The 21,096-nt window shown below is 63.2% G+C and carries 18 protein-coding genes and 1 tRNA gene; 7 read left to right on the top strand and 12 right to left on the bottom strand.

Features of this window, described 5'->3' with window-relative positions:
- Positions 1–19: 19 nt before the first annotated feature.
- Positions 20–1,093 carry a sigma-54-dependent Fis family transcriptional regulator gene (locus tag PTE31013_RS04810; protein ID WP_150612178.1) on the bottom strand — a complete coding sequence of 358 codons (1,074 nt, stop codon included), beginning with the start codon at positions 1,091–1,093 and terminating at the stop codon, positions 20–22.
- 346 nt (positions 1,094–1,439) lie between these two features.
- Between PTE31013_RS04810 and PTE31013_RS04805 the strand changes: the two genes are divergently transcribed.
- Complete coding sequence (locus tag PTE31013_RS04805) at positions 1,440–2,384, top strand: LysR family transcriptional regulator (protein WP_150611703.1); 945 nt, start codon at positions 1,440–1,442, stop codon at positions 2,382–2,384.
- A 26-nt stretch (positions 2,385–2,410) separates the two neighbouring features.
- Here the strand turns inward: PTE31013_RS04805 and PTE31013_RS04800 are convergent, their stop codons facing one another.
- The 3 genes from PTE31013_RS04800 to PTE31013_RS04790 form a co-directional block, all read right to left on the bottom strand.
- Complete coding sequence (locus tag PTE31013_RS04800) at positions 2,411–3,166, bottom strand: SDR family NAD(P)-dependent oxidoreductase (protein WP_150611702.1); 756 nt, start codon at positions 3,164–3,166, stop codon at positions 2,411–2,413.
- A 102-nt stretch (positions 3,167–3,268) separates the two neighbouring features.
- A complete protein-coding gene (locus PTE31013_RS04795) occupies positions 3,269–5,131 on the bottom strand; it encodes a TRAP transporter large permease (RefSeq protein WP_246173935.1) in 1,863 nt (620 codons plus the stop codon).
- Between the two features lie 15 nt (positions 5,132–5,146).
- A complete protein-coding gene (locus PTE31013_RS04790; protein ID WP_150611700.1) occupies positions 5,147–6,166 on the bottom strand; it encodes a TRAP transporter substrate-binding protein in 1,020 nt (339 codons plus the stop codon).
- 574 nt (positions 6,167–6,740) lie between these two features.
- Here PTE31013_RS04790 and PTE31013_RS04785 point away from each other — a divergent pair.
- From PTE31013_RS04785 to PTE31013_RS04770, 4 genes are read left to right on the top strand one after another with little or no spacing between them, the layout of a single operon-like run.
- Positions 6,741–7,907: an acetyl-CoA acetyltransferase gene (locus PTE31013_RS04785; RefSeq protein ID WP_150611699.1), complete on the top strand. Its 1,167-nt coding sequence runs from the start codon at positions 6,741–6,743 to the stop codon at positions 7,905–7,907.
- A 51-nt stretch (positions 7,908–7,958) separates the two neighbouring features.
- Positions 7,959–9,566 carry an acyl-CoA synthetase gene (locus PTE31013_RS04780; protein WP_281351797.1) on the top strand — a complete coding sequence of 536 codons (1,608 nt, stop codon included), beginning with the start codon at positions 7,959–7,961 and terminating at the stop codon, positions 9,564–9,566.
- The gene (locus PTE31013_RS04775; protein ID WP_246173896.1) at positions 9,563–10,099 is read left to right on the top strand and encodes a PPC domain-containing DNA-binding protein; all 537 of its coding nucleotides are present in this window, start codon (positions 9,563–9,565) and stop codon (positions 10,097–10,099) included. Before PTE31013_RS04780 ends, PTE31013_RS04775 begins: the two co-directional genes overlap by 4 nt.
- Positions 10,096–10,509, top strand: coding sequence for a PPC domain-containing DNA-binding protein (locus tag PTE31013_RS04770; protein ID WP_017233942.1), 414 nt, complete (start codon positions 10,096–10,098; stop codon positions 10,507–10,509). The genes PTE31013_RS04775 and PTE31013_RS04770 overlap by 4 nt, the downstream gene beginning before the upstream one ends.
- Positions 10,510–10,590: 81 nt before the next feature.
- Here the strand turns inward: PTE31013_RS04770 and alaC are convergent, their stop codons facing one another.
- The gene (alaC, locus tag PTE31013_RS04765; protein WP_150611697.1) at positions 10,591–11,808 is read right to left on the bottom strand and encodes an alanine transaminase; all 1,218 of its coding nucleotides are present in this window, start codon (positions 11,806–11,808) and stop codon (positions 10,591–10,593) included.
- Positions 11,809–11,983: 175 nt separating this feature from the next.
- Between alaC and PTE31013_RS04760 the strand changes: the two genes are divergently transcribed.
- On the top strand, positions 11,984–12,313 hold the full coding sequence (locus PTE31013_RS04760; protein WP_150611696.1) for a DMT family transporter: 330 nt from the start codon (positions 11,984–11,986) through the stop codon (positions 12,311–12,313).
- A 36-nt stretch (positions 12,314–12,349) separates the two neighbouring features.
- Here the strand turns inward: PTE31013_RS04760 and rocD are convergent, their stop codons facing one another.
- Positions 12,350–13,567 (bottom strand): ornithine--oxo-acid transaminase, encoded by a 1,218-nt coding sequence (rocD, locus tag PTE31013_RS04755; RefSeq protein WP_150611695.1) that lies wholly within the window; start codon positions 13,565–13,567, stop codon positions 12,350–12,352.
- Between the two features lie 187 nt (positions 13,568–13,754).
- Between rocD and PTE31013_RS04750 the strand changes: the two genes are divergently transcribed.
- Positions 13,755–13,831 (top strand) — tRNA-Arg (locus tag PTE31013_RS04750).
- Between the two features lie 755 nt (positions 13,832–14,586).
- Here PTE31013_RS04750 and PTE31013_RS04745 read toward each other — a convergent pair.
- The 6 genes from PTE31013_RS04745 to PTE31013_RS04720 form a co-directional block, all read right to left on the bottom strand.
- The gene (locus tag PTE31013_RS04745) at positions 14,587–15,927 is read right to left on the bottom strand and encodes an MFS transporter (RefSeq protein ID WP_150611694.1); all 1,341 of its coding nucleotides are present in this window, start codon (positions 15,925–15,927) and stop codon (positions 14,587–14,589) included.
- 82 nt (positions 15,928–16,009) lie between these two features.
- Entirely contained in the window at positions 16,010–17,248 is a 1,239-nt protein-coding gene (locus PTE31013_RS04740; protein WP_246173895.1) for an ABC transporter substrate-binding protein, read from the bottom strand.
- Between the two features lie 161 nt (positions 17,249–17,409).
- Positions 17,410–18,399 carry an NADPH:quinone oxidoreductase family protein gene (locus PTE31013_RS04735; protein ID WP_150611693.1) on the bottom strand — a complete coding sequence of 330 codons (990 nt, stop codon included), beginning with the start codon at positions 18,397–18,399 and terminating at the stop codon, positions 17,410–17,412.
- The gene (locus PTE31013_RS04730; RefSeq protein WP_150611692.1) at positions 18,396–19,538 is read right to left on the bottom strand and encodes a CaiB/BaiF CoA transferase family protein; all 1,143 of its coding nucleotides are present in this window, start codon (positions 19,536–19,538) and stop codon (positions 18,396–18,398) included. The genes PTE31013_RS04735 and PTE31013_RS04730 overlap by 4 nt, the downstream gene beginning before the upstream one ends.
- Positions 19,535–20,215 carry a 3-hydroxyacyl-CoA dehydrogenase family protein gene (locus PTE31013_RS04725; protein ID WP_150611691.1) on the bottom strand — a complete coding sequence of 227 codons (681 nt, stop codon included), beginning with the start codon at positions 20,213–20,215 and terminating at the stop codon, positions 19,535–19,537. Before PTE31013_RS04725 ends, PTE31013_RS04730 begins: the two co-directional genes overlap by 4 nt.
- Before the next feature lie 2 nt (positions 20,216–20,217).
- Entirely contained in the window at positions 20,218–21,093 is an 876-nt protein-coding gene (locus tag PTE31013_RS04720; protein ID WP_150611690.1) for a 3-hydroxyacyl-CoA dehydrogenase family protein, read from the bottom strand.
- Positions 21,094–21,096: the final 3 nt, after the last annotated feature.

Below are 21,096 nucleotides of genomic sequence, written 5' to 3'. Positions count from 1 at the left end.
GGGTTCGCCACATTTCCCGTTACGCGAAATGGCCTGCGCTGAGCACATCGCCGCAATCGCGCACGTGCGGAATGCGCAACTGCTTGAGCTTGCGATACAGCGACGCCCGGCAGAAGCCGAGGGTGCGTGCCGCCGCGGAAATATTCCAGCGATGTTGCGCGAGCGCCTGCAGAATGCGGTCACGCTCCCCGTCGTTCGGAGACGTTTGCGCACCGGTGTCAATGGGTGGCGCGACTGGGAGCGAGGCAACGGCATCTCGCACATCCCGTTCGTGCATCGCAACGTTGCGGTCCGATCGGCGCACCGGCGTCGGCATGACGAGTTCCGGGGGCAGGTCGTCCATCGCGAGCATATGGCCGCTCATCACCGCGCACGCATAACGCAATGCTGCGCGCATCTGGCGCAGATTGCCCGGCCACGCGTGGGCGAGCAGGCACGCCACGGCGTCCGGCGACAAGCGGGCCAGTGCCTGATCGGCGCGCAGTCCGGGCCACTCGTCGCACAGCATGCGGGCGATCAATTCGCGCTTGTCATCGCGCTCGCGCAGCGTCGGTAGCGTGAGTACGCCCACGGCAATGCGGTAGTAAAGATCTTCGCGGAAGGTGCCCTCTGCCACGGCGCTGGCCAGATCCTGATGCGTGGCGCAGATGAGCTGCACGTTGACGGGGACCGGGCGACTCGCCCCCAGTGGCGTGACTTCGCGCTCCGAGAGCACACGCAACAGCCGCGTTTGCAGGGCGTAGGGCATGTCGCCGATCTCGTCGAGGAACAGCGTGCCGCCATCGGCCTGTTGCAACTTTCCTTTCATGCCACCGGGTAACGCACCCGAGAATGCGCCGCGCTGGTAGCCGAACAGTTCGCTCTCGACAAGATGCTCCGGTAGCGATGCCGTGTTGATCGCGACAAAGGCTTGTGCGCGCCGCTCGCTGTATTCGTGCAGCGCCCGGGCCAGAAACTCCTTGCCCGTTCCCGTCTCACCGAGGATCAACACCGGCAGTCCGCGATCGACGAAGCGCTTGCCGCGCGAGAGCAAGTCGCGCATGCGCGCGTCGGTGCCGCACAGGTCGTCAATGGCGAGATAGTCGGGACGCATCTGACGTGTGACGGCGGGGAGGGCCGGCACGCGGACGATGCGCTCGGCAAGTGCGGCAACATGGCTGAAGGCGGTATTGGCGGTATTGGCGGTGGCGGCGCCGAGGGGGCTGGCGTAGCCGACAGGTCGAGCGGGGGCAGGCGCTACAGCAAGGTGAGCGGGCATGACTTGTCTCCTTCTCGTATGGGTACGAAAGGGCGCCGTGGGTGGCTTGTGGCCTGGCGATTCCTGACGTCTCTTTATGTGGCAGCCGGCTCGGGTAGCCAACCGCTAATGCAGGATACGACCGCACAGTCATAACATCCAATACAATATAGATGCGCCATTAATACCTCTGGGGTATCAGATGATCGAGCTGCGTCATTTCCAGTACTTTGTGATGCTCGCGGAGACCCTTCACTTCGGTCGGGCCGCCCAGCAATTGCATATCTCCCAGCCGCCGCTGTCGCGCCAGATTGCGTTGATGGAGGCCGAGCTTGGCGTGCAGCTTTTCGAGCGCACGCGACGCAGCGTGCGGCTCACGCGGGCCGGCGCGCGTTTCTATCAGGATGCGGTGGAAATCCTCAACTCGGTGGACCGGGCACGCCGCAATGTCGTGGCGGCGAGCCGGGGCGAGGACGGTGCGATCGCGGTCGGCTTCATGATGTCCTCGGCGTACAACATCCTGCCCGCGCTCACGCGCACCTATGCCGCCGCGTATTCGCGCGTCGACATGAAACTGGCGGAGACGTTACCGAATCTGCTTGCCGAAGCCGTGCGGGCCGGGCGGACCGACGTCGGCATCATGTATCGCCCGGAAGACCTGACCGGGCTCAATACGGCGACCGTATTTCGCGAGGAAATGGTGGCCGTGCTGCCGCGCACACACCCCTTGGGGAAGGCGCGCGTGCTCGACGCCGCACAACTGGCCGAGGAATCGTTCGTAAGCATTCCGCGCGAGATCGCGCCGCTGGTCTACGATCTGGTCGTCGATCATTGCCGTCGCGCGGGATTTTCGCCGCACATCCGGCTCGAAACCAACCTGCAGCAGACGATTATCAACCTGGTGGGGGAAGGGCTCGGTGTGGCGATGGTGCCGATGTCGATGAGCAGCACGAGCGCGTCGGGCAATGCGGTTTTCAAGCCGTTGCGCAACGCGCCAGTGGCGGAAGTGGTGCTCCTGTGGAGCCGCGACAATCACAATCCGTGTGTCGAAACGTTTGTCGAGAATGCGCGGACGGTGTGGCGCGACATGCAGCGCGCGCCGGGCGCGCGACTGGTGCCCGATCCTCCGGACACCCGCATGCGCTGAAGGCGGCGCGAGACGCAAGAGCGGCGTCAGATCTCCAGAATACCCGCGGCCACGAAGCCACCGTCGACCGGCAGGATATGGCCGGTTACATACGAGGCGTCGTCCGACGCAAGAAAGCTCACGGCCCCGGCGATCTCGCGCGGCTGCCCATAGCGGCCGAGCGGTGTCGTTTCCGTGTAGTGACGGCGAGAAATGTCGGAATGCAGCACCTGCGTGAGCGGTGTATCGACGGGGCCGGGGGCGACGCCGTTGGCGGTAATGCCGAACGGTGCGAGTTCGATGGCCATCTGGCGCGTGAGTCCGATGACGGCGGCTTTCGAGGTGCCGTAGGCCGTGCGTCCGGCACTGGCCAGAATGCCCGCCACGGACGCGAGATTGACGATACGCCCCCAGCGCTGCTCGCGCATGAGTCGCGCGGCGTGCTGCCCGCACAGCAGCGTGCCCGTGAGGTTCACGGCCATGACCTGATGCCAGTGATCAAGGGGATAGTCGAGAAACGGGAACGTCTTGGCGATACCCGCGTTGTTCACAAGCACGTCGCAGCGGCCATAACGCTGCGTTATCTGTGCGAAGCCGTCGGCAATCGATGCGGCGTCGCCCACATTCATGCCCAGCGCCCACGCGTTGCCGCCCGCGGCGCTCAGCGTCGCCGCCGTTTCCGCGGCCGCGGCTTCGTTCAGGTCGGCGACCACCACGGTCATGCCGTCACTCATCAAGCGTTCGCAGATGGCCGCGCCTATGCCCATGCCGCCGCCCGTCACTACCGCCACTTTCTCCGTCATGATATGGAATCCTAAATTTAATGATTTTTACAGATCGGGCGCCGCCGCCAGCAGTGCGGCGGCGCCCGTCGGTGAGATTGCGAGATCGCTAGCGGATTTGCCTTACTTCAGGAAGCCGATCGAGATCCAGGGGACGAGAACCACGAGAAGCAGCGCGATGAACAGCGCACCCATGTAGGTCCACATCCGGTTGAACACTTTGTCGGGCGATGTCTTGCCGATGGCGCACGCGGCGTAGAAGCCGACGCCCAGCGGCGGTGCGAACAGTCCCATGCCCATCGACAGGATCACGACCATCGCGTAATGCACGTCGTGAATGCCCAGGGAGCGCGCCACCGGGAACAGCAGCGGCCCGAACAGCACGATGGCCGGAATGCCTTCGAGCACACTGCCCAGGACGATGAAGACGACCATCGAGATGAGCAGGAAACCCACCTGTCCGCCGGGCATGCCATGCATCAGGCTGACCAGCGCGGCGGAGAACCCGGACTGCGTGAGCGCCCAGGCCATGGCCGTGGCCATGCCGATAATCAGCAGGATGGCCCCCGAGAGCGCGGCCGTTTCCGTCAGCAGCGGATACAGGCGCTTGAAGTTCAGGTGCTTCTTGAACGCATGTACGAGCAAGCCGATCACGACGGTGTAGGCAATGCCGACGGTCGAGACTTCGGTGGCGGTCGCGGCCCCTTCGATCACGGCCGTGCGGATGAGAATCGGCAGGGCGAGCGCCGGCAAGGCCACGATGAACGTTTTGCCGATCACGCGCCACGGCGCGCGGCGCGCCGCACTCGGCGCTTCCTTGCGCGAACGGGCGAAACACACCGCGACGATGGCGAGCGTGGCGATGACCGCCGGCAGCAGGCCGCCGATGAAGAGCGATGTGATCGAAACGCCGCACACGGCACCGATCGTGATGAGCACGAGGCTCGGCGGGATCGTCTCTGTCATGGCGCCGGTCGACGAGAGCAATGCCACGAGATCCTCCGGCTTCGAGCCGCGTCGCTGCATCTCGGGGAAGAGCGCGGGGGCAACGGCCGCCATGTCGGCCGCCTTCGATCCGGAAATGCCAGAGACCAGGAACATGGCGCCGAGCAGCACGTACTGCAGGCCACCGCGCACATGACCGAGCAGCGCGGCCATGAATTCGATCAGGCTGCGTGCCAGCCCGCTCATTTCGATGAGCGCGCCGAGCAGCACGAACAGCGGCACCGACAGCAGGATGAGGCCCGACATTCCCTCGTCCATGCGGCTGACGACGATCTGCAGCGGGGCGTCGGTGACAAGCGCCAGATACGCCAGCGTGGCCGTACCGAAGGCGAAGGCGATCGGAATGCCGCCGGCCACGCAGGCGCCGACGATCAGCACGAAGAACACCAGCAGATTGTAGTTGCCCATCGCGATGAGCGCGGGGCGCCCGAGCCACAGCGCGGCGCCCAGCGCGGCCACGACCAGCACGCCGAGACCGAGCTGACGAAGGCTTGAGCAGCGCGCCAGTCGCGAGATGGCGGCGATGAGCATCAGTGCGGCGCCCACCGGCAGGGCCGCGGCGCGCAACCCGTCGGGAATTTCGAGCGCGGGCGTAGTGATGTCCATCTGCTCGATGGCATGCGAATACGCGGGCACGATAATGAGCGCAACGAATACGCAGACGGTGAGCGCGGCCATGGTCTGGAACCAGTCACGCCATGCCGCCGGGAGTTTGTTGACGATGGCGGAGAGCCGCATGTGCTCTCCCCGGTCGAGCGCGAGCACGGCGCCGAGCATCGATAACCAGATGAAGAGGATCTGTGCCAGTTCGTCCGACCATGTGAGCGGATTGTCGAACCCATAACGCGAGATTACCCCCGCGAGCAGGATCAAAGTCTCCGCCACCACCAGCAGCACGGCAACCGCTTCGGTGACTTTCATCACCGCACGGTTGACGTGGCAGAAGAGGCGGGCAAGCGCGTGCGTCGGCTCGGCCGTCATCGTCAACGTTTCCATTTACGCAAGCTTCCCGGTGTACTTTTCCAGCATCGACCACGCTTCGTCACCGAACTTCTTGTGCCACTCGGCGTAGAAGCCCGCAGCGCGAAGCTTGTCGCGGAACTGCTCGTTGTTCGGTGCATTGAACACGAGACCCTTCTGCTTGAGTTCGGTCGTCACACTGTCGTTGAGCTTGCGCACATCGTCGCGTTGCGCCAGGGCGGCGGCGTTCACGTTCGCGGTGACGATCGCCTGAAGGTCCTTCGGCAGCTTGTCCCACTTCTGTTTGTTGGCGAGGAACCAGAAGCCGTCCCACATGTGGTTCGTCATCGACACGTACTTCTGCACTTCGTACAGCTTGGCCGTGGCCAAAATGGCCAGCGGATTCTCCTGCGCTTCGACAATGTGGGTCTGCAGGGCCGAATACACTTCGGAGAAGTTGATCGACGTAGGCGCCGACTCGAAGGCGCGGAACATCGACGTCCACAGCGGACTCGTCGGCACGCGAATCTTCAGGCCCTTGAGATCGGCCGGCGAATTGATCGGGTGGTTGCTCGTGGTGATCTGGCGATACCCGTTTTCCCAGATCTTGTCGAAGGCGAACACCGAGGTCTTCGCGATCTGGCCGCGCACGTGCGCGCCCAGGTCGCCGTCCATCGCGGCCCATACCTGACCGTAGTCCTTGAATGCGAAGCCCACGCCGGAGATCTGCGCCGAGGGCACGAGCGTGCCAAGAATCAGCGGGGATAGCGTGAAGTAGTCGATGGCACCCGAGCGAACCTGGCTCAGCATGTCGCTGTCGCTGCCCAACTGGTTGTTCGGGAAGACCTGGAAGTCGACACGACCTTTCGACTGCTCCGCGATCTTTTGCGCCATCTCCTTGGCGCGAATATTCATCGGGTGGCTGATAGGCAGGTTGTTGGCGAACTTCAGCGTGAATTCGGCAGCGCGTGCTTGCGTCTGATACAAGCCCGTGGCAGCGGCGGCCGACGTGGCTGCCACGACTTTGATGAAGTGGCGGCGATCCATGTTGCTCATACTGCATGTCTCCTGTTTATCGGTTTGGTGACTGCGTCTGAAGCGCGAGGTGGGTGGACGTGTTGCCCTGCAACGCCTCGGCCATCTCGTAGGGCGAGCGTGAAGCGGCTCGCAAGTGGCTTGGCTATCTTACGCAAATCGGGTGCCAGATCGCAGTCCGAACGGGAAAACCCTTACGTTATTAAGCATTCTTGACCTCTCGCGCCATGGGCCTCGCTTTGTCGGGCACCATGTCGTGCGACACCTGTCGCATCGGCGAGCCGTCTTGCGACACCTGTCGCATTCAACAGGTGACCACGATGCGACAGGTGTCGAGGGCTTCCGGGCGTGAGATGTCGTGCTGCGATGCAGTAAATGGGGGGAACTGGCGTGCGGACGAAATCGCTTGATGGGCTGATGACGGTGGCTTTACGCTTACGTCAATTGGGAGCGCGCGAACCGCACGACGGGGATGCAACGCGGGGACCATGCGCCGTCGACGCGCTTGGCGGGCAATGCGAGACCGCGACGCGTGGGTCTGGCATCGAAATTGCTCACCGGAGTCTGGATGACCTCATTTTTCCGGAGACACTTCATGGTTGCTGCATGCCTTACCGGCTGGGCCCACTCCCAGTTCGGAAAACTCGATAACGTCGATGCCGAAGTTTTGCTGGCCGATGTCGCCCAAGCCGCGCTGGACGACGCGGGCCTCGCGCCCGAGCAGATCGATTCCATTCACGTCGGCACCTTCAATGGCGGTTTCCTGTATCAGGACTTTCCGTCGTCGCTCGTCTTCAATCGCATTCCGGGGCTGCGCTTCAAGCCGGCCACGCGCTACGAGAATGCCTGCGCAACGGGCTCGGCCGCCGTGCATGGCGGCTTACAGTCCATCGAGGCGGGCAAGGCCACCCATGTGCTTGTGATCGGCTTCGAGAAGATGACCGAGTTGGCCACGCCGCAGGTGGGCGACGTCCTGCTCAAGTGTTCGTATGCGCGTGAGGAGGCCGATATTCCGGGGGGCTTCGCGGGCGTGTTCGGCACCATCGCACAGGCTTATTTCGACCGCTATGGCGATCAGTCCGATGCGCTCGCGCGCATTGCGGCGAAGAACCATCGCAATGGTTCGGTGAATCCTTACGCGCATATGCGTCGCGACTTTGGCTACGACTTCTGCCGCAACGTCTCCGAGAAGAATCCGTTTGTGGCCGGGCCGCTCAAGCGCACCGATTGCTCCATGGTCTCGGATGGCGCCGCCGCGCTCGTGATCTCGAAGGCCGACGTGGCGCACACGATGCCCAAGGCGGTCGGCTTTCGCGCGGCGGTACAGGTCAACGACTACCTGCCGCTCTCGCGCCGCGATCCACTGGCGTTCGAAGGCGGCCAGCATGCGTGGCGTCAGGCGCTGGGGGTGGCCGGTGTCTCGTTGAAGGACCTGTCGCTGGTCGAGACGCATGACTGCTTCACGATCGCCGAGCTGATCGAGTACGAGGCGATGGGGCTGGCCAAACCGGGGCAGGGCGCGAGCGTGGTCGCCGAGGGCCTGACCGAGAAGCATGGGATGCTGCCGGTCAATCCGTCGGGCGGCCTGAAGGCGAAGGGCCATCCGGTCGGCGCCACGGGCGTGTCCATGCACGTGATGGCCGCGATGCAACTGACGGGGACGGCGGGCGAGATGCAAATTCCCAATGCGCGGCTCGCGGGTGTGTTCAACATGGGCGGCGCGGCGGTCGCCAATTACGTGAGCATTCTCGAAGCGCGTTGATCGGTCGCTTGAAAGCTGTCAGGCAGGCCGCCCGGTATTCGCCGGGCGGGACTGAGCAAAAGGAATGAGGAGACGAGCGACATGCTCAAGAAGGTCATGAATCTCGGCCGCCTGCTGGCCGACGTTGCGCGGCGTCATCCGGACGAGCCCGGTCTGATCGTCGGCGACAAGGCCAGCACGTGGGGTGAGATCGATGCGCGCGTAAACGCCGCCGTCGATGCGCTGCGCAAGCTGGGCGTGGGCAAGGGCGACAAGCTACTGGTGCACTCGCGCAACAACCTGCCCATTTTCGAGAGTGCATGGATCGCGTTCCGGCTGGGCGCGATCTGGGTGCCGACGAACTTCCGTATTACCGCCTCGGAGGCGGCGTATCTGGGCCAATCGAGCGGCGCGTGCGTGATGATCTATGACGCCGGTTTCGAGGGGCATGTCGACGCCGTGCGCGCTGCGTCGTCGGCATTGCGCCATGTGATCGCGCTGGGTGAGCCGCGCGCGGGAGAATTGCATTACGAGACGTTGATCGCCGAGCATCGTGGCGCGCCCGCCTATGAGGCGGAAGTCGAGTATGAGGATCCGCTGTGGTTCTTCTACACGTCGGGCACGACCGGGTATCCGAAGGCGGGGGTGCTCTCGCACGGGCAGATGGCTTTCGTCGTGACGAATCATCTGGCCGACCTGATGCCCGGCATCACGTATCGCAGCCGCTCGATGGTGGTGGCACCGCTCTCGCACGGCGCGGGCATACACGCCATCGTCAATACGGCGCGCGGGGCGGCCAGTGTGCTGCTGCCGGGCGAGAAGCTGGACGCCGAACAGGTCTGGCAGGCCATTGAGCGGCATGGCGTCGACAACATGTTCACGGTGCCGACCATCGTCAAGATGCTCGTTGAGGATCCAGCCGTGGATCGTTACGACCATCGCTCGCTGCGGTTCGTGATTTACGCCGGGGCACCGATGTATCGCGCCGATCAGAAATACGCGCTGCGGAAGTTGGGCCCGGTGCTGGTGCAGTACTACGGGCTGGGCGAGGTGACGGGCAACATCACCGTGTTGCCGCCGTGGCTGCACACCGACGACGACGACGCGCCCGACGCGCGCGTCGGCACGTGCGGCTTGCCCCGTACTGGCATGGAGGTGGCCATTCTCGATGAGCGTGGCGAGCGTCAGCCGCCGTTCGCGTCGGGCGAGATCTGCGTGCGCGGCCCGGCCGTCTTCATGGGATATCACAACAATCCGGAGGCGAACGCCAAGGCGTTCAAGGACGACTGGTTCCACACCGGTGATCTCGGACACGTCGACGCGCAGGGATTCCTGTACATCACGGGCCGCGCGTCGGACATGTACATCTCGGGTGGCTCGAACGTCTACCCGCGCGAGATCGAGGAAGCGTTGCTCACGCACCCGGCCGTGTCGGAGTGCGCGGTGCTCGGCGTGCCCGACCCCAAGTGGGGCGAGAGCGGGCTTGCCGTGGTGGTCGCCCGGGAAGGCATGGCCGCACAGGCCGATGAACTGCTCGGACATCTCGAAGCGCGTATCGCCCGCTACAAGTGGCCGCGCCGCTTCATATTCTGGAATGCCATGCCCAAGTCGGGCTACGGCAAGATCGTGAAGAAGCAAATCAAGACGATGCTCGAAGAGCAAGGAGACTATCGACTATGAAACCTGCGCTTTCACGGATCTATCGGCATGCAGGCGCCCCCACGTTACCCCGTGTGGAAGACTGCGTGTTGAGCGGGCAGCACGAACTGCGCGTAACGATCCGGTCGGGTGCGAATCTCGGCGAGTCCTTACGCGAAGCGTTATCCCGCTATGCGTACGGCGGCGGCGTCGGCCGTTTCTGCGCGGGCACCGCGCGAGGTCTGCGGTATCACATGATCGAGAACACCGCAGACGCGGAGCGTCCCTTTGGCTATGGGGCGCCGGTCGACGAAATCCGGGAGGTGGATCTGATCGGTGGCGCGATCACTGTGGGCCGCACGGCCGACGGCGCCACGCTGCTGCATTGCCATGCGGGATTTTCCGACCCGAGCGGCGAGTTGCATGGCGGCCATCTGATTCTCGATCACACGTGGGCCGGCGACGAGCCGGTCGTGATTCGCCTGTGTTTGTTCGAGCGCGGCGGCTACGTGAGCGCGGATGACGAGGAGACGCGTTTCCGTCTGCTGCATCCCATCGCGGGAGATCTCTCATGAGCGCCGAACTGGATATCCCGGTCGACATCGAGAACGGCACGCTGGGCAGGTTGGTCGTGGCGCGTCTCAAACCCAATCAGGACTTGACGGAAAGCATCGAAGCGCTGTGTGTGGAGCATGCCATCTCGCGCGCCATCGTGCGCGGTGCCGTGGGAAGCCTGATCGACGCGCGGCTGGCGTTTCGCGCGGGCGACGGCTGGCGCGAACAGCGGGTGAGCGGCCCCGGGGTGGAAATCCTCAATGTGTTCGGTGAGGTCGACGTACGGCCCGAAGCCGTGAGCGAGCTTCCCACGCTGCACGGGATGGTCGCCGATACCGACGGGCGCATGTTCGCCGGGCGCTTCGTGCGCGGCGGCAACCTCTCGTTCATCACCATTGAAGTGACGCTGCAGGAGTGGTTGCCCGCATAGGTGTCGTCGGCGTCGTTGCGGGCAAGGCCAGCGGGGCGTCTTCCGACGCCTCGCTGGCCTTGAGACGTGTGCCGCAACCGCTCAGGGCGTCGCCGGGTGCACCAGTCCGTCTTCACGGAACATGTGCTTGATGCCGCGCACTGCCTGGCGAATGCGCGATTCGTTCTCGATCAGGGCGAAGCGCACATAGTCGTCGCCGTAATCGCCGAAACCAATACCTGGCGAGACCGAGACCTTGGCCTGCGCGAGCAGCTTCTTCGCGAATTCGAGCGAGCCGAGCGCGCGATACGGTTCGGGAATGCGCGCCCAGATATACATGGACGCGCGTGGCAGGTCGACGTCCCAACCGGCTTCCGTCAGTCCTTTGTAGAGCACATCGCGGCGACGCTGATACTGCGCGCGAATCTCTTCGACGCAGTGTTGATCGCCTTCGAGCGCGGCGATGGCCGCGACCTGCACCGGTGTGAACGTGCCGTAGTCGTGATAGCTCTTGATGCGCGCGAGTGCGGCGACGAGATCGGCGTTGCCGACCATGAAGCCGATGCGCCAGCCGGCCATGTTGTAGCTCTTCGACAGCGTGAAGAATTCGACCGCCACGTCCTTCGCGCCGGGCACTTGCATGATCGAGGGTGCTTTGTAGCCGTCATAGACGATATCGGCGTAGGCCAGGTCGTGCACCACGAGAATGTCGTGCTTGCGCGCGAGATCGACCACACGCTCGAAGAATTCGAGTTCGACGCACTGGGCCGTGGGGTTCGACGGGAAGCCGAGGATCACCATCTTCGGCTTCGGATGGCTTTCGCGAATGCCGCGCTCGAGTTCGGTGAAGAAGTCGATGCCGGGCGTCATCGGCACGGAGCGAATGTTCGCCCCGGCGATGACGGCGCCGTAGATGTGAATCGGATACGACGGATTCGGCACGAGCACCGTGTCGCCTTGATCCAGCGTGGCGAGCATCAGGTGGGCGAGGCCTTCCTTCGAGCCGATGGTGACGATGGCTTCGCGCTCGGGATCGAGATCGACGTCGTAACGATCCTTGTACCAGCGCGTGATCGCGCGGCGCAGACGCGGAATGCCGCGCGACGTCGAATAACCGTGCGTGTCGGGGCGTTGCGCGACTTCGACGAGCTTGCTGACGATGTGCGGCGGGGTGGCCCCGTCGGGATTGCCCATCGAGAGGTCGATGATGTCCTCGCCACGGCGGCGCGCGGCCATCTTCAGCTCGGCGGTGATATTGAAGACGTAAGGGGGAAGACGATTGATGCGCGCAAAGCTGCGCGAGCCCTGAGAGCTGGACATGATGACCCTGGAACGTAAGCGCCCGGAACCGTCCGAGCGACGCCGGTGTGCTGGCCACACCGTGACGGCGACTGTAGCGCGGTGCGGGGCGCTTAGGCAAGCGAATTTTGCGGGGCGGGGAAGAGAACGCGTCGGTTATGATGGGCGGCCGCGAGTTCGAGGAAAAGGAGTTTCGATGGCATATCTATACCTGTTGGTGGCGATCGTGGCGGAGGTGATTGCCACGTCGGCGCTGAAGGCCTCGGAGGGATTCACGCGTGTCGGGCCGGTCGCGCTGGTCGTCGTGGGCTACGGTGTGGCGTTCTACATGCTGTCGCTCACGCTGCGCACGATTCCCGTGGGCGTGGCTTATGCGATGTGGTCGGGACTCGGCATCGTGCTCATCTCGATCGCCGCACGCATCCTGTTCGGTCAAAAGCTCGACGCCCCCGCGCTGATCGGCATGGGGCTCATCGTCGCGGGCGTCCTGGTGATGAATCTCTGGTCGAAGTCGTCGGCGCATTGACGGCGGCTGTGCTCAGGCGCTGACGCAGGCCTCATGTCAGGCTTGGTGTTGGGTCTCGTTTTCGGCTTCGGCGAGCACGGCCTTGAGGGCGGAGATGCACGTGTCGATCTCTGCCCGCTCGATGACGAGGGGCGGTGCGAGTCGCAGCACGGTCGCCCGTGTTTCCTTGGCGAGCACGCGACGGCGCAGCATCCGCATGGACAGGTCGTGGGCGTCGGCGCGTGCCGGGTCGATTTCGATGCCGGCCCAGAGGCCACGGCCTCGGACTTCACGAATGAGCGGCGAGTGGATCGCGCGCAATCGCGAGAGCAGGTATTCCCCCATCTCGGCACTGTGTCCTGGCAGGTCTTCGTCGGCCATGACATCGAGCGCTTCGAGCGCGACGGTCGCGGCGAGCGCGTTGCCGCCGAAGGTCGAGCCGTGACTGCCAGGTTCGAACAGGTCGATGATGTCGCGCCGTGCCACGAAGGCGGACACGGGCAGCAGGCCGCCGCCGAGCGCTTTCCCGAGCATGACCCCGTCGGGCACGACGTTCTCGTGCTGATAGGCGAACCAGCGGCCGGTGCGTCCGAGGCCTGACTGGATTTCGTCGAGCAGCATGAGCACATTGTGTTCTGTGCAGAGCTGGCGCAACGCGCGCAGGAAGCCGTCGGGCGGGATCACGATGCCGCCTTCGCCCTGGATGGTTTCGAACAGGACAGCGCAGGTGTTGGGGGTGATGGCGGCGCGCACGGCGTCGATATCACCGAACGGCACGCGGACGAATCCTGGCGCGAACGGACCGAAGTCGGCGCGATAGGCGGGCTCGGAAGAGAAGCCCACGATGGTGGTGGTGCGCCCATGGAAATTGCCGTCGGCGACGATGATTTCCGCTTTGTCGGCGGGGATGCGTTTGACGCTGTAGCCCCAGCGGCGAGCGGCCTTGATGGCCGTTTCGACGGCTTCTGCGCCGGTGTTCATCGGCAGGGCGCCGCCCAGCGTGGTGAGGTCGCACAGCCGTTCGAGGAAGGCGCCGAGCCGGTCGGTGTAGAAGGCGCGAGAGACGACGGCGAGGCGTTGTGCCTGAGCGGTGAGCGCGGCGACCAGGCGGGGATGCGCATGGCCGTGGCTCACGGCGGAGTAGGCGCTCATCATGTCGAGATAGCGATTGCCCTCGACATCCCAGACCCAGACGCCCTTGGCGTGCGAGAGCACGACGGGCAGCGGCGCATAGTTGTGGGCGCCAAAGCGTTGTTCGCGTTCGATTTCGTTCATGCTCGCGCTCCTCCACGTCGCCAGTCTAAAGGCGAACGAGGTGCCGCGCAAAGGGGGACATTTCCTGAAGCGGTGCCGATGAAATTGGCACGCGCGTGCGTTATAATCGTCGATTGCTCGGACGTGATACGTTATCTCTTCACACCGAGACCCGCCGGCAGCGACGTCTTGTCGCCGCCATCACGCACTGCCCATAGCTCAGTTGGATAGAGCATCGGCCTTCTAAGCCGACGGTCGGGGGTTCGAATCCCTCTGGGCAGGCCAGCCAAATCCATGATTTATGGAGCCGGCTCTCGCGGATTTTGATCGATCATTTTCTTGTGTAGGCGCCGTGTAGGCATTTCCGGATTCTATTGATCAATCTAGATACGCATCAAATTCTCCTATCTGCGATGTCCCCCCGTCTTCAGTATCACAGAGCTTTAGAGTCCGGGGGTTAATTGACGTCCCCCCGATTAACCGAGCACCTTGGGGCGGAGATTTCCGGCGTTAAGGTGTGCGCGTCGAAACTCGCACGGTCTACGAGTTGATATTGAACGCGTGTATCCGATCGAGAACATTAACGAAGCCCTTGCGCACGCCGATCGTGCGCGGGATGGGGGGGAGATACTTGTCGCGCCCCATGGAGTGGAAAGTCTAAATCTCACAGGGGCGACATCCGTTCCTAGTTGTCGCCGAGCCAAGTTCAACTTCAGTGGGGCGGTTGTAAGCGCCCGAACTGCGTTTCACAGCGCTGGGAATCGCTCGCGGCGAGATTTCGCATTGCTCGCCGCGCCGGAGGACTTGTTCTCTATTCGGCGCATTCGCGTCGTGTGGAATTTCATCCGTGCAAATGTCGAACGATTGCCGGAAAAGTTTCGTCGGTAACCATGGGCTAGTCCCTGAGCGCGCCGCTTGAGCGGCTCAACATAGTTCTGAGCCCTCACGCCTTTATGTCTAGCCCTGCCAGGCGACGTCGGGGTGCCCGCCGCATCTGCTAAACAAACGCGCCATACTGCAGGTACCCGAAAATTTGGCGCCTAGAGATCGACGTCTTTCGTCTCAGGCCCCAGAAGTGCGCCGATGCAGGCAATCACGCCGCCAATGCAGAGCAATGCAACCGGTGTGTACTGTGACGGCATGAATGTACCCAGCCAGTTCATGTAGAACGCGTAGAACGAGGGAATGATGACCGAGAGGCTGTATCCGATGCCAAAGCCGGTTGCTCGGATACCCGTGGAAAATCGCTCGTTGATGTATGTGACGATTACAGCCCATGCGGAACTGACGACAAGAGCCAACGCGCAAACCACTAGCACGATGCTCGATTGAGCAACGTCGGCGGCGCCGATGAGGAAATAGAGCAGACCGGCACCCGCTGTCGACGTCAATGCACCGATGATCGACAACATCTTGCGGCGGCCAAACCGCTGCCCTAGTATGCCAGCGCCCACATATCCGAAGCAGAGCACCGAGTAGGCCATCATCAGCGTCGCGGTCATCTGGAGCGGCGTGAGGTGCAGCCGCTTTAGCAGAACTCCCGTCGGGAGGAACAGACCGACGATGTTTTGCGTGAGCCAGAATCCGGTCATCATCAGCAGCACTTGCAGGAGATTGCGACGCGCCTGACCCGTGACGAGTCGATCCTCCGACGTATTCTGCGGCTTACCGGACGTCTTGCCTTGCCACACTTGCGACTCGGATACGTTGCGGACGTAGTAGACGGCCAACAATGTCGCCATGACCGACCCGAGAAGGAACGGGATGCGCCATCCCCACTGCGCATATGGGGAGTCGGGGCCGTTCATCGGGAAGACCGCGAACATGATCATGGCGAGCAAGTTGATCGCCACGTAGGCGGCGGGGAAGCCCGCCAGAATCAAGCCCCCGACCAGACCGCGCTGGTCTTTCCGGGAGTATTCGATGGCAAGCGGCAATGCCCCGGTGTAGCCGCCACCCAGGAATACGCCGTCGATGAATCTCAGCAGCACCAGAATCCAATACGACGCGATGCCGATCGTTTCATACCCTGGGATCAGGGCGATCAGAAAGGTTGCAACCGCAAACCCGCTCACCGACGCGATCGAGGCGGCGCGCCGTCCGACACGGTCGGCAATTCGTCCGAACACGAGTGCACCCAAGGGGCGGCCGAGGAGCGTTGTGATGAACACGAGCGATTCCAGGATCACCTGATATCCACCCGACACACTTCTCGGAAGGAAGTACGTCTGTATGGGGGCCAGAATGATCACCGGCAAGTAGATGTCGAACATGTCGACGAACTCCGAAAAGACCGCGCCCTTGATCGCGCTCTTACGGCGCGTCTCCAGGCTTCCTTTCCGTGCCGCTTCGCTGACGTCGTCAACGCTTACTGCTTCCATAACCGTCTCCAGTTTCCCGAGTTATCCGACACATGTCCCCGGGGCGCGACGACGTCGTCGCGCCGAGGTACCTCATGGCGTCTTACTTTTTGACAAGCGGGCAGTCGCTGTCGGCCAGCGGCTCGAAAGCCTCCGATTTCGGAATGACGGAGACGATCTTCAGCAGATCCCACTCCCCTTTCGATTCCGACGGCTTCTTCGCCTCTGCCAGATACATGTCGTGCAACATCAGACCGTTCGCTTCGATGCGACCGTCCTTGGCGAAGAAGTCATTGATCGGCATGGCGCGCATCTTCTCCATCACCTTGTCGCTATCGAGCGTGCCTGCAGCCTTTATCGCGTTCAGATAATGGGTCGTTGCCGAGTACATCCCCGCCTGAACCATGGTCGGCATCTTGTTCGTCGCCGCGAAGAATTTCTTCGAGAACGCGCGCGTCTGGTCGTTCTGGTCCCAGTAGAATGCCGTCGTGAAACGCAGTCCTTGCGCCGCATTCAAGCCCATGCCCTTGAGATCGCTGTCGAAAATCAGCAGCGGCGCAACGACTACGTTGTTGCGCGACAGGCCGAACTCGGCCGCCTGCTTGACGGCGCTTTGCGTATCGCGCCCGGCGTTGGCCAGCGCGACGACCTGGGGCTTGGCCGACTGCGCTTGCAACAGATACGAAGCGAAATCCGAGGCCGACAGCGGATGCTTCACGACGCCTACCACCTCGCCCCCCATTTCCTTGACGACCCGGGTCGCCTGCGCTTGGAGGGAGCTGCCGAACGCGTAGTCCGCAGTGATGAAGAACCAGCGCTTGTAGCCGGCTTTTGCCAGGGCGCGAGCGGTGCCGTTCGCAAGTGAATAGGTGTCGTAGACGTAGTGGACGCCGTACGGCGAGCATTGCTTGTCCGTCAGATCCGTGGTGGCCGAGCCCGCGAAGATCGTGATTTTTTTTCGTTCGGCACCGAGTCTCTGCAAGGCCAGCGCAGAAGCAGAGTCGGTGGACTCGATGACGGCCTGGACGTTATCGTTGTCGTACCACGTACGAACCTTCGTTGCGGTAACGTCAACCTTGTTCTGATAGTCCGCCGACAGCACTTCGATAGGGCGGCCAAGTACCTTGCCGCCGAAATCCTGTACGGCCAGCTTGACCGCCGTCACGCCTGCCGGGCCTCCGATCCCCGAGTAGACGCCGCTCATGTCCACGATGACCCCGATGCGAACCGGCCCTCCAGCCTGGACGTCGGCCGCGTGGCTCACGTGCATCATCGACGCCAGCGCGCACACGAGCGCACAGCGCGCGCCTCTGCGCGCTGCGTAAATACGTTGAGATTTCATACCGTGTCTCCTTGATGTTTTCTCATGAGTGTTCCCAGCGGATCGATTCGTCCATTGCCTGGGATGGGTATTCGATGAGCTGGCAGCGAAACGTATATATTTGATTCGTATACCTAATCATATGAATTTTAGTATCCGTGCTAACTCGATGAAACCTAGTATCAATCGAAGCCGAGAACGGCTCTGCCAATGACGGCGCGACGATCTATCGCGTCGAGTACCTCGCCGACTTTATCCAACGGCAACTTGAGCGCGATGCGCGGGTGGATCTGGCCGCTCACGTAAAGCTCAAGCAGTTTGCGTTGGACGTCGTTGACACGCCGCGAGTCGCGTTCGCGGTAGTCGCTCCACTGCAGGCCGGAGACTTCGATGTTCTTCAGCAGTAGGTAGTTGGCCTTGATGTGCGGAATGCCGCCCGCGGCAAAGCCGATCACGACCGCCCGCCCGCACCAGGCCAATGTACGAAGCGCGGCGTTGAACACTTCGCCACCGAGCGCGTCGAGCACGATGTCGACACCGCGCCCACGTGTCACGTCGAACACCTGCTGTCGAAGGCTTTCGAGTACGTGGGGCAAGGACAGATCGACGACGTGCGACGCGCCATCGGCCAGCGCTTGCGACGCCTGCACCGGACGGTTGATGGCGGCGATTGCCGACCCGCCCAGCGCGCGCACGAGTTGCAGGGCCGCGGCGCCCACGCCGCCGCTAGCGCCGGTCACCAGTACTGTTTCGCCCTGTGTGAAGCGTGCGCGTTCGCACAGCGCGAAGTAGGCCGTCTGGAAGGGCAATCCCATCGCGACAGCGTCGTCGAACGACATCGCGTCCGGCAGCGCTTCGCAATAGCGCTCGGGAAGGGCCACACGTGACGCATAGGCACCGTATTCCATATGCGCGACGACCCGATCTCCCGGCTTGAACCGGCGAACCGACGTACCCACGTCGAGGACCACCCCGGCCGCGTCTTTCCCCGGCACGAAAGGCGGCCGGGGCAGGTTCTGATAGCGCCCGCGGATCACCAGCAGGTCGGGGTAATTGATGGCCGCGGCACGTATCTCGATCAGAACGTCGTGATCCCGCACCGTCGGATCCGGCAGTTGACCGATGACGACGTCGCCGGGCTCGCCGAAGTTGCGAACGATGGCGGCTTTCATGCGTTGCCTCCGCGCTGCGTGACAGGGTTGAACGACGCGACGTCCGCGCCGAGCCTGGGTGCGTCAAGTACCGCGTCGTCGGCCCCGAACTGCCGGTCCACGGGAAGCGGCAGCGCGGATATCGTGGCGCCACCTGAGAGTCGCACACGTTGTGCGAAGACACCGCGCTCATGGAAGTGCGGATCGGAGGCCGCTTCGCTCAGGTCGACCACAAGGGCGACGCATGTGTCGATACCGGCAAATTTCTCGAGCCAGTAAGCGGCCGGGTGTTTTCGGAGGGTTGAGGCGATCCTGTCCCGAATCCCTGTCTCGGTGCCGTCGGCGCCGGCCAACTCGGTCAATCCCAGGGCGCTGACGAAGTTGTGCCAGAACTTGTCTTCCAGCGGCGCCGCAGCAAGATATTGACCGTCGCTGGTGCCATAGATCTGGTATCGCGCCGTGCCGCCTGTCACGAGTTCACCGCCCGGGCGGGGCCAGCCATGACCTGTGAGGCCCTGGCCCAGCCCCCAGTACGCGAACGTGAGCAGGTTGTCTGACATCGACACGTCGAGATAGCGCCCCTGCCCATCGGCATCGCGCTGACGCAACGCCAACAGGATATTCATCATCGCCGGATACGCTCCGCCTGCGATGTCGGCGAGCAACGCGGGCGGGAGCACGGGCGCCCCATCGCTTCCTCGCGACAGCCCGAGCAATCCGCTCTGCGCCATATAGTTCAGATCGTGTGCGGCCTGATGGGCTTTGGGCCCGGTCTGTCCATAGCCGGTGATCGAGCAGTAGATGAGCGTGGGGTTGAGCTGCGCCAGCGCCTCATAGCCGAGTCCCAGGCGCTGCATCACGCCAGGGCGGAACTGCTCGACCAGCACGTCGGCCTCGGCGATCAGCGGCAGGATCGACCGACGGCCTTCCTCGGACTTCAGGTCGACCACGATCGATCGCTTTCCGCGATTGAGCATGCCGAAGTTGACGCTGTCGTCGCCAGACCTGGGGTGATATGTGCGCATGTCGTCGCCGACGCCCGGCTTCTCGACCTTGACGACCGCAGCGCCCGACTGGGCGAGCAGAAGTGTACAAAGCGGACCTGGCAGCAGCGTGCTGAAATCCAGCACCTTCACATCGGCGAGCGGCTGACGTGTCATTGTTCGGCTCCGGAATCAGCAGCGCCGGTGCCGTCCATGGCGCGCCGGTATGCCACCTGTGCGCGCCGAGCCGGCGCGTAGGCCGCGTCGCCGAGCGCTTCACTGAGCTGCCTGGTGACTTCGTAGTGATGACGCAGACCTGTGCGGTGGAGTAGGGCGATCGGGCCTTCCGGATAGCCGAGACCGAGGCGTAGCGTCTTGTCCATGTCCTCAGCAGTGGCGAGCTTGTCGTCAAGACGACGCAGCGCCGCGTTGTAGTACGGTCGGATCAGCCGGTCGACGATGCGCCCCGGGAAGTCGCCGCACACAGCCACGCGCAATCCCGCGCCTTCGAAGGCTGCCTTGGCCAACGCGAGTGTGCGCGGCTGGGTGGCGGGCTGACGCACCAGCTCAATGAGGTCGCTAGGCTCTGCGTCGCCCAGCCGGAACCGTGCAAATCCGACGACATTCGATCCCTCCTTGCCGGCATCCTCGCCAGTATGCTCGCCGAGGCACTCCGTACCCAGTTCGATGGCGACGAACGGCGCATCGGCCAAACTAGCCTGCGACTCGGCAAACGCTTTGCCCGCGTGGGCGCCTATAAATACGACCGACGTTCCGATACCTGCCGTCTCGACGAACGCGTGGGCAGACGGGAACGAGCGGCTCTCGCCCGACTGAATCACTCTGTAGCTCATGGTCAAGCTCCGAACATCTTGGTGTCGCCGTAGACGTGGAAGCCGCGGCCCGCTTTCTTGCCGAGCCAGCCTGCGGCGATCATGCGGCGCACCAGCGGCGGACAGGCGGCGCGCGGTTCATTGGTCACCGCGTATAGCGCCGCGCAAAGCAGCTTCTGGGTATCCATGCCGACGAGGTCGAGCAGTTCCAGCGGTCCCATCGGGTAGCCCAGCGCCGTCTTGATCGCGAGATCGATGTCCGCCGGTTCAGCGACACCCTCTTCGACCAGTCGTATCGCATCGTTATTGAACGGGACGAGAAAGTAATTGAGGATGAACCCAGGCGTGTCCTGCGTGCGCACGGGCGTCTGGCCGAGCGCCAGCGCAAACTGCCATGCCTGCTCGAACGTTTCGTCGCTGGTGTTGAGGCCAGAAGACATTTCAATGAGTTTCATCAACTGAGCGGGAAGGCAGAAGTGCATGCCGACGAATCGATCGGGCCTGCCTGAGCCGCCTGCAATCTCGGTGATCGAGAGGGTCGACGTGTTGGATGCAAACATCGTGTGCGGCGCACACACCTTGTCGAGGCGCGAGAAGAGGTCGTGCTTGACGCCAAGATCCTCGAATACCGCTTCGATGACGATGTCGCAGTCCGCGAGGTCTTCGAGTCGGGTCGTGCCGTGCCAGCGCGACAGGATTTCCGGCACTGCGCCTTCGGGAATCTTGCCGCGCTGCGCGGATTTCTCGAGAAATGCAGCGGTTTGGGTGCGAGCCACGGCTAGTCCTTCGTTCCGCGTGTCATAGACCCGCGTCACGAAGCCGGCGCGTGCGGCGACGATGGCAATGCCCGCGCCCATCGTGCCGGCGCCTGCGATACCGACGGTTCTTATCGATGTCATGTT

Origin of the sequence: Pandoraea terrigena (genome assembly GCF_902459705.1) — a bacterium.
Lineage (GTDB): Bacteria > Pseudomonadota > Gammaproteobacteria > Burkholderiales > Burkholderiaceae > Pandoraea > Pandoraea terrigena.
Note: the sequence above shows the minus strand (reverse complement) of the source record. Positions and strands in the feature narration are given on the sequence as shown.